Origin of the sequence: Psychrosphaera ytuae, assembly GCF_017638545.1 — a bacterium.
GTDB lineage: Bacteria > Pseudomonadota > Gammaproteobacteria > Enterobacterales > Alteromonadaceae > Psychrosphaera > Psychrosphaera ytuae.
The window spans coordinates 1,242,445-1,255,678 of record NZ_CP072110.1 but is presented as its reverse complement, the minus strand read 5'-3'; the positions used below and the strand labels follow the sequence as shown (position 1 = coordinate 1,255,678).

Here is a 13,234-nt window from a genome sequence, read left to right as displayed (position 1 = left end):
AAATGAGAAATAACAATCCATTACATCAAGTTTCTACGCCACGTAGACGCTTTGTACAAGGATTAGCTGCTGGCGGTGTATTAGCTGCTTTTCCAAGTGTTCTTCATGCAGCTTCATCTTTGCTTGCTGGAACTTCAACAGGTACTGCGCCCGAACTAAGTGGGGAAGTCATAGATCTGGTGATAGATGAGTCACCAGTAAACTTCACAGGTGTTGTAAGAATGGCTACAACAATCAATGGCTCAATACCAGCTCCTACCTTGCGCCTCAGAGAAGGTGATGACGTTACTATCAGGGTAACGAATAAATTATCAGTGCCGAGTTCAATTCATTGGCATGGGATCATTCTTCCGTATCAAATGGATGGCGTACCGGGTATTAGCTTTAAAGGTATAATGCCGGGTGAAACCTTTGTTTATAAATTTAAGCTGCAACAAAGCGGCACATATTGGTATCACTCACACAGTGGTTTTCAAGAAATGACAGGTATGTACGGCGCATTAATTATTGAGCCAAGAGAAAAGGATATTATTAGTGCTGACAATGAGCATGTCATCCAATTGTCTGATTGGACTGATGATGACCCAATGGATTTGTTTCGCAAGTTAAAAGTACAGAGCGATGTATTTAACTTTAATCAACCTACTGTTCCAGAGTTTTTTGATGACATTTCAAATAGCAGCGTTTCAAATGCGCTACAACGCCGGGAAATGTGGAATAAAATGAGAATGAACCCTACAGATCTTGCAGACTTATCAGCATCTGCAATGACTTTTTTAATGAATGGTTGTGCGCCTTTGACAAATTGGCGTGGAATGTTTAAAGCTGGCGAAAAGGTTAGGCTTAGATTTATTAACGGTTCTAGCAATACGTTTTTTGATGTAAGAATACCTGAGCTGAAGTTAACAGTTGTACAAGCTGATGGACAAAATGTTGAACCTGTGACAGTAGATGAATTTAGATTTGGTCCCGGTGAAACTTATGATGTACTTGTCGAGCCAAAAAATGATGCATATACGATTTTTGCACAAAGCATGGATCGCTCAGGTTATGCTAAAGGTACTTTATCAATGGCACCTAACGTTGATGCACCAGTACCTTCTTTAGACCCCGTTGAATGGTTAACGATGACAGATATGATGGGCAATATGACCCATGATAGTGTGCATTCTACAATGGCTGATACGGCAGGTATGTCGGGCATGAATTCTAATAAAATGGATCATAGTGCAATGGGTCATGGAGCGATGGCAATGGATCATAGTAAACATGGAATGACTAAAAACCCATTAGCTGTTGCTAGCACTAAAGTGCGTCATGCAAAAACAGAGTATGGAGCTTCTGTTGATATGCGTGTTGATATGCCTAGAACAAACCTTGATGATCCCGGTATAGGTTTACGTAAAAATGGACGCCGTGTTTTAACACTTGCAGATTTACATTCTCTTGAGGGAATTACAAACCAGCAAGAGCCAGAGGCTGAAATTGAATTACATTTAACTGGAAACATGGAGCGTTATAGCTGGTCATTTGATGGCTTGGAATTTGGAAAAAGCACGCCAGTTCACATGAAGCATAATCAACGTTTAAGAGTTATTTTACAAAACGATACAATGATGACACATCCCATGCACCTGCATGGTATGTGGAGCGATTTGGAGAATGAAAAAGGTGATGTACAGGTTCGTCGCCATACTATCCCTGTACAACCAGCGCAAAGAATTAGTTTTTTAACAACACCTCATGACGTAGGTCGCTGGGCATGGCATTGCCATTTATTATTCCACATGGATGCAGGTATGTTTAGAGAGGTAGTTGTATCATGAAAAAATTAATACTAACCAATACGTTAAGACTATTATTAATAGGTTTGCCCCTTATAAGTGTATCTGTATCTGCAAAAGATGAGATGACTGAGATGGGTGATTCTAAAATGCAAGCACAAGGTGGAGATGCACCTAAAGATGCTAGAGACCCCCATGCTTATGCAGCAGGTACAACTTTGACTGAAGGCCCTTATGCACTCAGTAGCGACAAACGACTGACTTTGGCAGATGAGCATTCATTTTACGCGCTACTAGGGGATCGTCTTGAATATAATGAGCAAACAAACGCAGGTGTTTTTGACTTTCAGGCATGGTATGGCACTACTTTTGATAGATTAGTCATCAAAACTGAAGGAGATTTTAGCGAAGGTAATTTAGAGGAGAACCAAACAGATTTTCTATGGGGCCACGCAATATCTGCTTATTGGGATACACAAGTCGGTATTCGACTTGATTACAATAACGAAGGTGAAAACCGCAAATGGCTAGCTTTTGGTTTACAAGGTCTAGCCCCCTACTGGTTTGAAATTGATATGACTGCGTATTTAGGAGAGCAAGGTAATAGTGCATTTTCGATCGAAGCTGAGTATGAGCTATTACTTACTCAAAAGTTAATTGTTCAACCACGAGCAGAGTTGACGCTTTACGGTAAGGATGACGTCCAAAATAACCTTGGTAGTGGCTTGTCTAGCAGTGCTATTGGTTTTCGGGTTCGTTATGAGTTTACCCGCCAGTTTGCTCCCTATGTTGGCGTTGAGTGGACAAATAAATTTGGTAATACAGCCGACTTTGCGAAGTTAAATGGGCAAAGTACGCGTGATACTGCTTTTGTTGCAGGTATCAAGTTCTGGCTCTGATGTGAAGAAATACTATATTGACTTGATGAGAGCTACCGCAACTATTATTGATGGTAGCTTTCGTTTTTTGGGATTTAAACCATTTTAGTTATGTTAGGAAAGGCCTAGCTAATAGTTTTTTTGGAAAGAACTAAGAGCAGTAATAGTAAGCTACTTCTTGTTTTCAGTCGGTGCCAGTCTGGTGTATACCTATCAAGGTGGAATATCAGCTAAGAAGTAAAGTTGGCGAATGTTTAAGGTTAAAGAGTCAAGCCAAAAAACATCGCCATTGAAAGACGTACAATAGGCTATTTTATCACTTTTGATGAACGGGAATTGGGTGTGCTCGGGATAGAACCGATTGTTGCAAAGTACTGCGCTTAAAGCTGAACAATTCGAAAAATGATCCCTTTCTCAATACCTAGTTATGAGCGTAGGGTTTTTATTTTTTTTAATGGTGCTCATGCTTGGCTTCAATCTCATGAGTATAAATTAGACACCCCTTTTATACTTGTTAAGTTTAAGCTGTTTAAAAAAGTAAAAAGTAAAAAGTAAAAAGTAAAAAGTAAAAAGTAAAAAGTAAAAAGTAAAAAGTAAAAAGTAAAAAGTAAAAAGTAAAAAGTAAAAAGTAAAAAGTTTAGGTTTTAGTTCAAAGTTTGATCAAGATCATAAAATTATTTTTTCAAAGTGGCTAATATTGTAGGTGCTAAAGAAGGAATGATAATGTTTGGACTTTTCAGGTGGTTTAAAATAGTGATAATAACTGTGTTGCTTACGCAGCATAGTTTTGTTACAGCTAAACCAATGAATTGTGAAGAACATCAAAATGGATCTTCCGATACGCATATTATGCAACCAAGCAAAAATATGCACCATCAAACAATGCATGACAATACCCACCATCACACTGAAAATTTGCAAGATTCTAAACACAATCATGCTGATGAAGACTGTGAAAAATGTAAAGCGGGCGATTGTGTTTGTTGCGAAGGTGGCTTTTGTGCAAGCTTTCATTTAAACGCCTATCTTGTGCAAGAGGAAGAAGAAAGTAGCAACAATAGTAACTTAGACTTAATTATTCAACGGATACCCCCGCCAGCCTCTGGCATCCATCTCTTACCTTATCGTCCCCCAATTATTGGCTAACCACGGGATCAGTGCGTCTTTTTTTCGCCAGTCCCATCAAAAATAGAATGATTTACTGATTGGTTTAAATAACCAACTGTTTTGAACAATTAGCACAATATTTTTGGGAGCCATGATGAACATGCTCAAATTATTGCCATTTGCAATAGCTACCGCTGTTGCGAGTGGGCAACTCTTAGCGAATGAACAACAAAATAATAGTCGCTTCGCGTTAGCGGGGTATGGAGACGTAAAATTCGAAGACAGTAAATTGATGGATACAAGTGCATTCAGTGCGCGATTTGTACCTATATTCTTGTTTAGTCTCAGTGACAAAATGCATATAGAAGCTGAAACTGAGATCTCAGTCGATGAAAACGGGGAAACTGAAGTCGAGCTTGAATACGCTGATATTCATTATTTCCTTTCTGATAGAACTACTTTTACCGCAGGTAAATTTCTACTCCCATTCGGCCAGTATGGGCCGAATCAACACCCTAGTTGGATTAATCGCTCAGCGTTCTCTCCCGGTATTTATGGTGGGTTAGGCGGTCATGGTGGCTATCAACCTATGCAAGGTTTACTGCCTGTGATGAGTGATATTGGTGTTGGCATTCAACACATTATTCCTTTGGGTAAAAATCAAAAAATATTCTTTGACGTATACGTGACCAACGGACTTGCTGCCGAAGCGCCTCATGCTGATGAAGAAGATGCCCATGATGAAGAGCCTGTGCAGGATGAACACGAAGAAGAGGTTGTTGATGAACATGCGGAAGAGGAAGACGAGCATGAAGAAGTTGATGATCACGCTTTGGAACTTCCTGAACTAGCGTTTGAAGCAACTAGTTCGGATAACAACTCTGACAAAGCATTTGGGGGTCGTATTGCGTATGCCTTTCTTCCGGGCATTGAGGTTGGCGCTTCCTATTACACGGCAAAATATGATGATGATGAAGAGCTAGGATTTACAGCAACTGGCTTTGATATCAACTGGATTGGTAACCATTACATCGTCAGAGGGGAATACATCAAAACAGAAACCGATGCCTTCGAAGAAGATGAACATGAAGAAAACAATGTGATCACATTTGATCGCAATGGCTGGTATCTCCAAGCAACTTTTATGGCTGGGAAAATGTTCAATGTATTGCAGGGAACAGATTTCGTCGTTGAATATGCTGAGACCAATAAAATTAACGAAGCAGAGCGTTGGGCTTATGGCATTAATTACTGGTTAGACAGCCGAGCTGTCATTAAGGCTACATACGAAGATACCACCGTTCACGATGGTGAAGATGACAAGCGTTTCGCTATTCAATATAGCTATGGCTTTTAAGGGGGATACTTAGATGAGAACAATTATACAAATATTACTGGTTGTCAGCTTATCTCTTGTGTCTGCTTTTAGCTCCCATGCAGAAGAGAAAATTTCCGGTGCAGAAGTGATCAATAACAACTGTGCAAGATGCCATAACGCTCGCGCTGTTCATGAATTTTCTATTCCTGAATGGAAAGTCATTATGCCGCATATGCGAGAAAAGGCGCATTTAACAGGTAAAGAAACGCAAGCTGTTCTTGAATTTTTGGAACTAACTAGCCAAAGCGTACCTTTGGCAAAAAAAGTAGCGCCAGAAAAGATAATAGCGCCTGACGGAAAGCAATTGTTTACTCAATTTGGTTGCCAAGGCTGCCATTCATTGAAAGGTGATGGTGGCACTGTTGGCCCAGCGCTAGATGAAACGATTAAAAACAAAGGGATCGGCTTCTTTATTAAGAAGCTCCAGAAGCCTCAGTTTAATAACTCATCTTCGCCTATGCCCAAAATGCCGCTAAACGAGCAACAGATAAAAGCAATAGCTGAGTACATTAAATCATAAGGAAGCGCTTGACCTGTGTCTTAGACACAGGTCTAAGCTGTAGGTGAGAGTACAAACTTAGGTGAAAAACTAAGGAGTAAATATGAAAGTAACAGAGCTGGCAAAAAGCCTTGGAACGACTGCTGATACGGTGCGCTATTACACGCGATTGGGACTGTTAAAACCTGCTAAGTCAGTGAACGGCTACAAGTCATACTCGAATAAAGAGGTATCGAGACTTAAATTCATTTTAAGTGCCAGAAACCTTGGTTTTTCCGTTGCTGATATCAAGCAAATTCTTAATGAATCTGAAGATGGTAAAAGTGCGTGCCCATTAGTCAGAAGTCTGATCAAAGAGCGGCTTGAAGAAACAGAAAAACAGTTTCAAGCAATGTTGGCACTTCGAGGAAAAATGTCTTCAGCTCTTTCTCAATGGGAAGAAATGGAAGACAAAGCACCGACTGCAAACATGGTTTGTCATCTCATCGAAAACTTTGAACAAATTAAAAAGGCATAGGAGGAAAAATGGTGACTACTAATACAAATTTAGAAACCGAATCAGGCTGTTGCTGTCAGGCAAAAGCTCAATCCTCTTCGTGTAAAAGTAAGGAGAATACGTTGGAGAAAGTATCACATAACCAACAGCTCATCATTGAAGGAGCTGGGTGTGCTAGCTGTGTAGGCAAAATTGAAGGGGCGTTAAAGGCAACTCTTGGTGTAGTCAGTGCGGAAATGAATTTTGCTGATAGGACTGTAACAGTTTCTGGGACAGCTAAGACAGAAGAATTGATCAAAGCTGTTGAGTCTGTGGGGTATAACGCGAAGCCAATTGATGATAGCTCGGCAACAGATGCGCTTGACGAGAAAGAGGCGGCGGATTGGGCATATTACAAAAAGCTAATGCGCGATACGTTTATTGCCCTTTCACTCGGCGTTCCTTTGATGATCTACAGCATTGTGGTTGGAGAAATGACGGTTGAAACAAACCTTGAACGCATGTCTTGGCTGGTTGTAGGCATTTTAACTTTTGGTGTTATGTATTTTTCAGGTAAGCATTTTTATGTTGGCGCTTGGAAAAGCTTTAAAAACCACTCCGCAAATATGGACACTCTAATAGCTTTAGGAACAGGTACAGCTTGGGTGTATTCGATGGTTGTCGTGTTTGCACCTGACGCCGTTCCATTGATGGCACGGCATGTTTATTTTGAAGCTACCGCCATGATTATTGGCTTAATTGATTTAGGTCTGGCATTAGAAATAAAGGCCAGAGGTAAAACCTCTGAAGCTATCAAACGTCTTATCGGCTTGCAGGCCAAAACGGCAACCGTAGTTCGTGATAGCAAAGAAGTTCAGATTGGTATTGAGCAGGTTTTACTTAACGATATTGTAAAGGTAAAACCGGGCGAAAAAATTCCCGTCGATGGTGTGGTATTGGAAGGGCACACCTCTATTGATGAGTCCATGCTGACAGGCGAGCCTATGCCTGTTGAAAAAGCCGAAGAAGATGAGGTTGTCGCTGGTACTTTGAACAAATCAGGCATGATTATGTTTAAAGCCACACGTGTTGGAAAAGACACGGCGCTTGCGCAAATCATCAATATGGTGAAACGAGCACAAAATTCTAAACCGCCGATTGGCCGCTTGGCTGATGTTATTTCAGCTTTTTTCGTGCCTGTCGTGATGATCATCTCTGTGTTAAGTGCGCTAGCATGGCTTAACTTTGGACCTGAGCCTGCAATTGCTTTTGCCATCGTATCAGCAACTACAGTACTCATTATTGCCTGCCCATGTGCTTTGGGCTTGGCAACGCCCATGTCTGTCATGGTCGGAGTAGGAAAGGCCGCAGAAGCAGGCGTGCTTATTCGAAACGGTGAAGCACTGCAAACCGCCTCTAAAATCACTGCCATGATTTTAGATAAAACGGGCACTATTACTGAAGGGGCACCTAAGGTAACCGATATTGTTTTAGCAAAAGCTACGGACGAAAAAGACGTACTACAGCTTGCTGCAAGTTTAGAGAGCGGCTCAGAGCACCCTTTAGCGCAAGCGATTGTTGAAAGTGCGTTAGATAAGGATATTGAGTTACTAAAAATTGAAGCGTTTAACGCCATTACGGGTTTTGGTGTAGAAGCAAACTGCAACAATAAAGCCCTGCTTTTCGGAAACGATAAACTAATGAAGTTAAAAGGCATTGACCTTACAGGTTTCGTTGGAAAAGCCCAGTCTTTAGCAAAAGAAGCTAAAACACCAATGTATTTTGCTGTTAATGGCGAGCTGACAGCAATTATTGCTGTTGCAGATCCTATTAAGTCAGACTCAATTTCCGCGATTAAACGGCTTCAAACCAATGGGATTCGCGTCATCATGTTAACGGGCGATAACAAGGAAACCGCCGCCGCTGTTGCCAAAAAAGCGGGTATTAGTGAGTTTCTTGCTGAAGTGCTGCCAGAAGATAAAGCCAACAAGGTGAAAGAGCTACAAGAAGGCGGCGAAATTGTTGGTATGACAGGAGATGGCATCAACGATGCTCCTGCGCTAGCGTTAGCCGATGTTGGCTTCGCCATAGGCACAGGGACTGATGTAGCTATCGAAAGTGCTGACATTACCCTAATGCGTGGTTCACTTCATGGCCTAGCTGATGCCATAGCGGTAAGCAAAGCTACTTTACGAAATATAAAACAAAACTTGTTTGGCGCGTTTGTCTATAACGTAGCCGGGATTCCTTTTGCTGCGGGGATTCTATATCCCTTCTTTGGCATTCTGCTTAGCCCTGTAATTGCAGGTGCTGCAATGGCGTTTTCGTCATTGACTGTAGTGTCAAATGCAAATCGACTTCGCTTGTTTAAAGCAAAAGAGAATTAAGGAGAAACACGATGATGTTAATTAACTTATTAGGCTTAGTGTTAATCGCACTGATTGTTTGGTGGTTTTGGCTATACAAACCCAATAAAACAATTGTTCAAGGTAATGAAGTACTCATTGAAGTGAGGGATGGCGTGTATTCACCATCCTCAATCCAAGTGTCTGCTAGTCAACCTGTCACTCTGAAGTTTATGCGCAAAGATCAATCACCCTGCGCTGAAACAATGCTTATTCCATCATTGGAGATAAGCGAGCAGCTTAAATTAAATGAAATTACTCAAATTACCTTATTGAACTTATCACCGGGAGAGCATGAGTTTCATTGTCAGATGCAAATGTATCGCGGTGTCTTAAAGGTTGTTTAGAAGGGGTTATGAACATGAAAAAAGTGACCGCCATTTTCGATGAAATGGTGTTAACACGAGTAGAAGAGGCACTACTTTCACATGGCTATAAAGGCTTTACCATTCATAAAGCAACGGGCAGAGGTGCATATGCTGATACTTACAACAGAAATCACTTATCAGCACATATAGTTATGACAATTTATGTTGCTTTTGATGATGCAGAACATGTTGCTAAAGTTTTGCTTGATGCAGCGCATACCAACGTTGAAGGAGAAGGATTAGTTAGCGTCTCTCCTGTGGATAATCTCTACTGGATAAATTCTAAGTCTGAAGCTTCAGCGGAAGATTTACGGTCAATAGGAGGCCAACATGAAAAATGAGCACCCTAAATTTTGGTCTACACCCACAGGTTGGGCTGCATTGGTGCTTATTGCCGCAGCCACCTATTTTTTAATCTTTGAACATGGACAACATGTACTGCAATTTCTTCCTTATTTGATTTTATTGCTATGCCCGTTGATGCACGTATTTATGCATGGCAGTCATGGCAAACATGGCCACGATCATTCACATGCGCCTGATGAGAAAAAGGAAGAGAGCTTTCAAGAACTCACGGATAAAAATGCTGCCTATCGTGACGGCTACATACAAGGTTTAGAAGAAGGACGTAAGGAATCACATAAAAAGGAGAACAGTGATGAATGAGACATATGATTATGGCTTATGGTCAATGGTGATACTGAACTCAGCAATTTTTATCTTTTTTGCCTTTAGTTTTGTCAAACCAAAAACATCTACTGATTGGCGAAGCCTTGGAGCGTTCTCCGCCTTTATTGTTGCCCTATTTACTGAAATGTATGGCTTTCCTTTAACTATCTATTTTCTATCGGGATGGCTGACGGAGACCTATCCAGAAGTAAACTTCTTTGCGCATGAAAATGGGCACTTGTTACATACTTTCTTTGGTTTTGAAGGTGATGCCCATTGGGACCCATTTCATATAGCGAGTATGGTGTTTATTGTCGCTGGCTTCTTTATGTTGTCTTCAGCATGGAACGTATTGCATCACGCGCAAAAACACCATCAATTGGCTACTACAGGATGGTATGCGAGGTGTCGTCACCCACAGTACGTAGCTTTCATTCTAATCATGTTTGGCTTTTTATTGCAGTGGCCGACCATCCCAACACTTGCGATGTTTCCAATCTTAGTCGTTGTTTACGTCAAGCTAGCGAAACGCGAAGAGACACAAGCTATTGCCGAGTTTGGTTCGGAGTACCACAGGTATATGGAATCGACACCAAGTTGGATTCCAAATTTTAATAAGAACATAGAAGGTAAAAATCATGAAAACGTTAGGTAAATCAATTTTATTTGTCAGCTCACTATTGGCGGCCACAAGTTTATTTGCTCAAAACAATGAGCATAAACATGAAGGTGCGAACAATTCTGATATGCATCAAGGCATGGCAATGTCGCATGAGAACATGGGAAAAATGCATAAAAAAATGATGGAAATGAAAAAGGAAGTCCATGCTATTAAAACTGAAAATAATCCTGAAAAGCAAAAGCAGATGATGGCTGAACATCACCGCTCGATGATGAAGATGATGCAATCCATGCACAAAAACATGGAAGCAATGCCAATGCATAAGCAAATCAAGATGGCTGAACATCATCTGGAAATGATGGAAAACATGATGCCGAAAATGAAAGAAAAAATGACAGAAATGAAAGACAAAAAACAAAACCATTCGCACTCACATTAGGAGATAAATTATGAGCGATTTAGATCATAGAGTTGGCGTTAGAGAGCAAAATTTAGTTGTTCGAAATCTAAAGCTTAGCAATGTCACAGAAGAAAGCTGTGACGAGTTAGTAAAAGAAATTGATCAGCTTTTTGGTATAGATGAAGTCAGTTACAACATCAAAGAAGGTGAAATACACCTTGCCTATGATGCAGTAAACATAAACCTTGATGGGATTGAGGAAGTTATTCGCAAACATGGTGCCGATGTTCATGATGATTGGTGGACACACACGAAAGAAAGCTACTACAAATTTGTTGATCAGAATGTAAAAGACAATGCTGCACATAAGCCGTGGAGTTGTCACAAAGTTCCTCCGGGTGCAGGCCGGAAAAATAAGTAAGCTTACGATGAGCTTGCTCAGTTAATAAGTTAGATGAGGAAAAAATGATGAAAACATCCAATATAAAAATTCTTTTGCTAGTTGTATTCGGTATCTTTTTGGCAGGTTGTTCGAATACTGCGTTTTATCACAAAAATATGATGAGAGGCCAAGTGGTTGAGCAGTCTACTGATCGAACTCTGATTTGTATTGGTGCCAAACATGGCGCAGAGATTGGACAAAAATACAGTGTTATTAGATTCCATGAGGAAATTGCGCCGGGTGAAGGTGATGATCCGTACACCATTGAAAAAGTGGGAACGGTACAAATTACTAAAATTGTGAATGATCACTTCGCAACGGTAAAACTTCTATCTGGTGACATTGCGGCGAAAGATATGGTGGAACTTGAAAACTAATAAAGTGGTGGCGAAAGCCACCACAAGAGCATAACAATAAAACTTAATGAAAAAGCTTTAGTGTTATTTTGTACAACCTTTGAGATTGTTTGCTCAGTTCTGGTTATCTTGATGCCAGTACGACAGAAAAAATGTTACATATGGATTAGAAAGGTGTGGGCTGGCATCCTAGGTCTAATCTTAACAGTTAAGGGGCCGCCGAATAGAGCTATACCTTTACATCAGCAGCATAATCAATGCTCCCGCGATCATAAATAAGTTTTCAGATAGCGATACAAATCCAAGTGGCACACTGCTATCGCCGCCTACACAGGCACACTTTAACTGGCGTTTGTCAATGTAAACGGCTTTGAAAACTGAAATTGCTCCAACTGTGCCGATAAACAATGAAAATGGTGCCACTGCGAGAGGCTGTAGTTGGGCAACCATACCAATACCTGCATATGCTTCAATGAAGGGATAAATATAACCATATCTTATCCATCTCATCGCTAGTAAATCATAAGTAATAAACGAATTTGTGAAACTGTATAGGTCTTTCAGTTTTTGCACCGCTAAGAGCGTCATTGAAAAAGCTATAAATAGCATCAGTGTTCTGATGGAGATAAATGAGCCGGAAGCAAAATGTTGAGATGCGACAGCAAGAAGTGCAGCTATCGAGAAAATGGCTACAACTGGCGTGTAGGTTGTGCCAGTTTGACCTGCTTCATCTTTACCAAAATACTCTCTTAAGTCATCGTATCCTCCGACACGCTTTCCTTCAATAAAGGTTTGTGGCGTAGTTTTGACATCATGCTTATCTTTGAAGTCATCAGCTTGTTGTCTTGACGTGAGCTTATGATCTTCTACATCATACCCTTGCCTCTCCAGCAAATCTTTCGACCTTAAACCATAGGGGCAGATATGTTCGTCAGTGACCATTCTGTACAGGGTAGCTGTCTTAGTCATCTTAGTCTCCTTTGTTCAGTGTGCCTTCAAACTTTGGGAGCGGTCGTTGCTCAGCCTGAGCTTGTGAGCTGACCTTTCCATTTTCAGAAATATCCTTAATCAGCCATTCCATTTCTTTTATTTCTTTTCGTTGGGCTTTAATAATACCATTTGCCAATTCACGCACGCGTACATCCTCCAAAGTTGAATGCTCACTAGTAAGAATAGCAATGGAGTGATGAGGAATCATCGCTTTCATGTAGGCAGTGTCAGAAATTGTGCTTTGAGAGCGAACAAGATAAAGACATATGGCGAACAGTATTGTCGCCAATAGAAAAATAGCCATGTTGAGCTTCTTGTTACTGTACATGCCAAGCATAAAGGCCAGCATGATCATTTATTTTATTCTATTGTGTATTTTAGTTTTTGACAACGTAAGTGTGGATCTTAGGAAAACTGAAGAAGAAAAAATGGCGCCTTGGCTAGCGGCGATAACAGACTCGCTAGAAGTGCTCCACAAACACGACGAAAACCCCAGCAGTTCGCTTAACTACATCATGGAAAAAGCCAATGTGCAGTTTAAGTCAGTCAACTTTATGCGTGGAAGAAGTATTCAAAATGCGGTGGTGTTACTAGACGAGTGCCAAAACTTAACAGCATCGCAACTAAAAACCATTATTACCCGTTGTGGAGAAGGGACAAAACTTGTTTGTTCTGGTAACCTTGCTCAAATTGACAGCAATTACCTCACTGCGGTGACTTCTGGTTTGACTTATATTGTCGAGCGATTCAAAGACTTTGAAGGCAGTGCAACGGTTAATTTAAATGGCGTGGTACGCAGTCGCTTAGCGCAGTTTGCAGAAGAAAATTTATAATTTTGCATGACAAAGTAGGGCGGCGCTT

15 protein-coding genes and 2 pseudogenes are annotated in these 13,234 nt (G+C 40.8%); 15 read left to right on the top strand and 2 right to left on the bottom strand.

Going from position 1 to position 13,234, the window contains the following annotated elements; genetic code table 11:
• Positions 1-2: 2 nt before the first annotated feature.
• The 14 genes from J1N51_RS05545 (at position 3) to J1N51_RS05480 (ending at position 11,404) form a co-directional block, all read left to right on the top strand.
• Positions 3-1,826, top strand: a complete 1,824-nt coding sequence (locus tag J1N51_RS05545; RefSeq protein ID WP_135923583.1) for a copper resistance system multicopper oxidase — start codon at positions 3-5, stop codon at positions 1,824-1,826.
• Positions 1,823-2,683, top strand: coding sequence for a copper resistance protein B (locus tag J1N51_RS05540; RefSeq protein ID WP_004589262.1), 861 nt, complete (start codon positions 1,823-1,825; stop codon positions 2,681-2,683). Before J1N51_RS05545 ends, J1N51_RS05540 begins: the two co-directional genes overlap by 4 nt.
• Positions 2,684-3,385: 702 nt before the next feature.
• On the top strand, positions 3,386-3,808 hold the full coding sequence (locus J1N51_RS05535) for a hypothetical protein (RefSeq protein ID WP_208832959.1): 423 nt from the start codon (positions 3,386-3,388) through the stop codon (positions 3,806-3,808).
• Positions 3,809-3,923: 115 nt separating this feature from the next.
• A complete protein-coding gene (locus J1N51_RS05530) occupies positions 3,924-5,126 on the top strand; it encodes a porin (RefSeq protein WP_208832958.1) in 1,203 nt (400 codons plus the stop codon).
• Positions 5,127-5,139: 13 nt separating this feature from the next.
• Entirely contained in the window at positions 5,140-5,667 is a 528-nt protein-coding gene (locus tag J1N51_RS05525) for a c-type cytochrome (protein WP_208832957.1), read from the top strand.
• A gap of 82 nt (positions 5,668-5,749) precedes the next feature.
• Complete coding sequence (locus J1N51_RS05520; protein WP_138522053.1) at positions 5,750-6,163, top strand: MerR family transcriptional regulator; 414 nt, start codon at positions 5,750-5,752, stop codon at positions 6,161-6,163.
• A gap of 101 nt (positions 6,164-6,264) precedes the next feature.
• The gene (locus tag J1N51_RS05515) at positions 6,265-8,508 is read left to right on the top strand and encodes a heavy metal translocating P-type ATPase (protein WP_208832956.1); all 2,244 of its coding nucleotides are present in this window, start codon (positions 6,265-6,267) and stop codon (positions 8,506-8,508) included.
• Between the two features lie 11 nt (positions 8,509-8,519).
• On the top strand, positions 8,520-8,873 hold the full coding sequence (locus J1N51_RS05510; RefSeq protein WP_063529848.1) for a cupredoxin domain-containing protein: 354 nt from the start codon (positions 8,520-8,522) through the stop codon (positions 8,871-8,873).
• A 14-nt stretch (positions 8,874-8,887) separates the two neighbouring features.
• Positions 8,888-9,235 (top strand): P-II family nitrogen regulator, encoded by a 348-nt coding sequence (locus J1N51_RS05505; protein ID WP_208832955.1) that lies wholly within the window; start codon positions 8,888-8,890, stop codon positions 9,233-9,235.
• Positions 9,225-9,560, top strand: a complete 336-nt coding sequence (locus J1N51_RS05500) for a DUF2933 domain-containing protein (protein WP_063529849.1) — start codon at positions 9,225-9,227, stop codon at positions 9,558-9,560. The genes J1N51_RS05505 and J1N51_RS05500 overlap by 11 nt, the downstream gene beginning before the upstream one ends.
• On the top strand, positions 9,553-10,218 hold the full coding sequence (locus J1N51_RS05495; protein WP_169075955.1) for a methyltransferase family protein: 666 nt from the start codon (positions 9,553-9,555) through the stop codon (positions 10,216-10,218). The genes J1N51_RS05500 and J1N51_RS05495 overlap by 8 nt, the downstream gene beginning before the upstream one ends.
• Positions 10,202-10,624 carry a hypothetical protein gene (locus tag J1N51_RS05490; RefSeq protein WP_208832954.1) on the top strand — a complete coding sequence of 141 codons (423 nt, stop codon included), beginning with the start codon at positions 10,202-10,204 and terminating at the stop codon, positions 10,622-10,624. Before J1N51_RS05495 ends, J1N51_RS05490 begins: the two co-directional genes overlap by 17 nt.
• 10 nt (positions 10,625-10,634) lie before the next feature.
• Positions 10,635-11,006: a cation transporter gene (locus tag J1N51_RS05485; RefSeq protein ID WP_208832953.1), complete on the top strand. Its 372-nt coding sequence runs from the start codon at positions 10,635-10,637 to the stop codon at positions 11,004-11,006.
• 47 nt (positions 11,007-11,053) lie between these two features.
• Positions 11,054-11,404: a hypothetical protein gene (locus J1N51_RS05480; protein ID WP_208832952.1), complete on the top strand. Its 351-nt coding sequence runs from the start codon at positions 11,054-11,056 to the stop codon at positions 11,402-11,404.
• 216 nt (positions 11,405-11,620) lie between these two features.
• Here J1N51_RS05480 and J1N51_RS05475 read toward each other — a convergent pair whose 3' ends face one another.
• Positions 11,621-12,352, bottom strand: coding sequence for a MauE/DoxX family redox-associated membrane protein (locus J1N51_RS05475; protein WP_016708238.1), 732 nt, complete (start codon positions 12,350-12,352; stop codon positions 11,621-11,623).
• Between the two features lies 1 nt (position 12,353).
• Positions 12,354-12,728: pseudogene (locus J1N51_RS05470) on the bottom strand (DUF305 domain-containing protein); the annotation flags it as partial.
• A gap of 58 nt (positions 12,729-12,786) precedes the next feature.
• On the opposite strand from J1N51_RS05470, the pseudogene J1N51_RS05465 reads away from it, so the two are divergent.
• A pseudogene (locus J1N51_RS05465) lies at positions 12,787-13,206 on the top strand (PhoH family protein); the annotation flags it as partial.
• Between the last annotated feature and the right edge of the window lie 28 nt (positions 13,207-13,234).

What these genes read in the sequence shown, in the direction of transcription:
- J1N51_RS05545 (WP_135923583.1), top strand. Translation starts at nt 3, where the DNA reads ATGAGAAATAACAATCCATTACATCAAGTTTCTACGCCACGTAGACGC.
- J1N51_RS05540 (WP_004589262.1), top strand. Translation starts at nt 1,823, where the DNA reads ATGAAAAAATTAATACTAACCAATACGTTAAGACTATTATTAATAGGT.
- J1N51_RS05535 (WP_208832959.1), top strand. Translation starts at nt 3,386, where the DNA reads ATGTTTGGACTTTTCAGGTGGTTTAAAATAGTGATAATAACTGTGTTG.
- J1N51_RS05530 (WP_208832958.1), top strand. Translation starts at nt 3,924, where the DNA reads ATGAACATGCTCAAATTATTGCCATTTGCAATAGCTACCGCTGTTGCG.
- J1N51_RS05525 (WP_208832957.1), top strand. Translation starts at nt 5,140, where the DNA reads ATGAGAACAATTATACAAATATTACTGGTTGTCAGCTTATCTCTTGTG.
- J1N51_RS05520 (WP_138522053.1), top strand. Translation starts at nt 5,750, where the DNA reads ATGAAAGTAACAGAGCTGGCAAAAAGCCTTGGAACGACTGCTGATACG.
- J1N51_RS05510 (WP_063529848.1), top strand. Translation starts at nt 8,520, where the DNA reads ATGATGTTAATTAACTTATTAGGCTTAGTGTTAATCGCACTGATTGTT.
- J1N51_RS05505 (WP_208832955.1), top strand. Translation starts at nt 8,888, where the DNA reads ATGAAAAAAGTGACCGCCATTTTCGATGAAATGGTGTTAACACGAGTA.
- J1N51_RS05500 (WP_063529849.1), top strand. Translation starts at nt 9,225, where the DNA reads ATGAAAAATGAGCACCCTAAATTTTGGTCTACACCCACAGGTTGGGCT.
- J1N51_RS05495 (WP_169075955.1), top strand. Translation starts at nt 9,553, where the DNA reads ATGAATGAGACATATGATTATGGCTTATGGTCAATGGTGATACTGAAC.
- J1N51_RS05490 (WP_208832954.1), top strand. Translation starts at nt 10,202, where the DNA reads ATGAAAACGTTAGGTAAATCAATTTTATTTGTCAGCTCACTATTGGCG.
- J1N51_RS05485 (WP_208832953.1), top strand. Translation starts at nt 10,635, where the DNA reads ATGAGCGATTTAGATCATAGAGTTGGCGTTAGAGAGCAAAATTTAGTT.
- J1N51_RS05480 (WP_208832952.1), top strand. Translation starts at nt 11,054, where the DNA reads ATGAAAACATCCAATATAAAAATTCTTTTGCTAGTTGTATTCGGTATC.
- J1N51_RS05475 (WP_016708238.1), bottom strand. Translation starts at nt 12,352, where the DNA reads ATGACTAAGACAGCTACCCTGTACAGAATGGTCACTGACGAACATATC.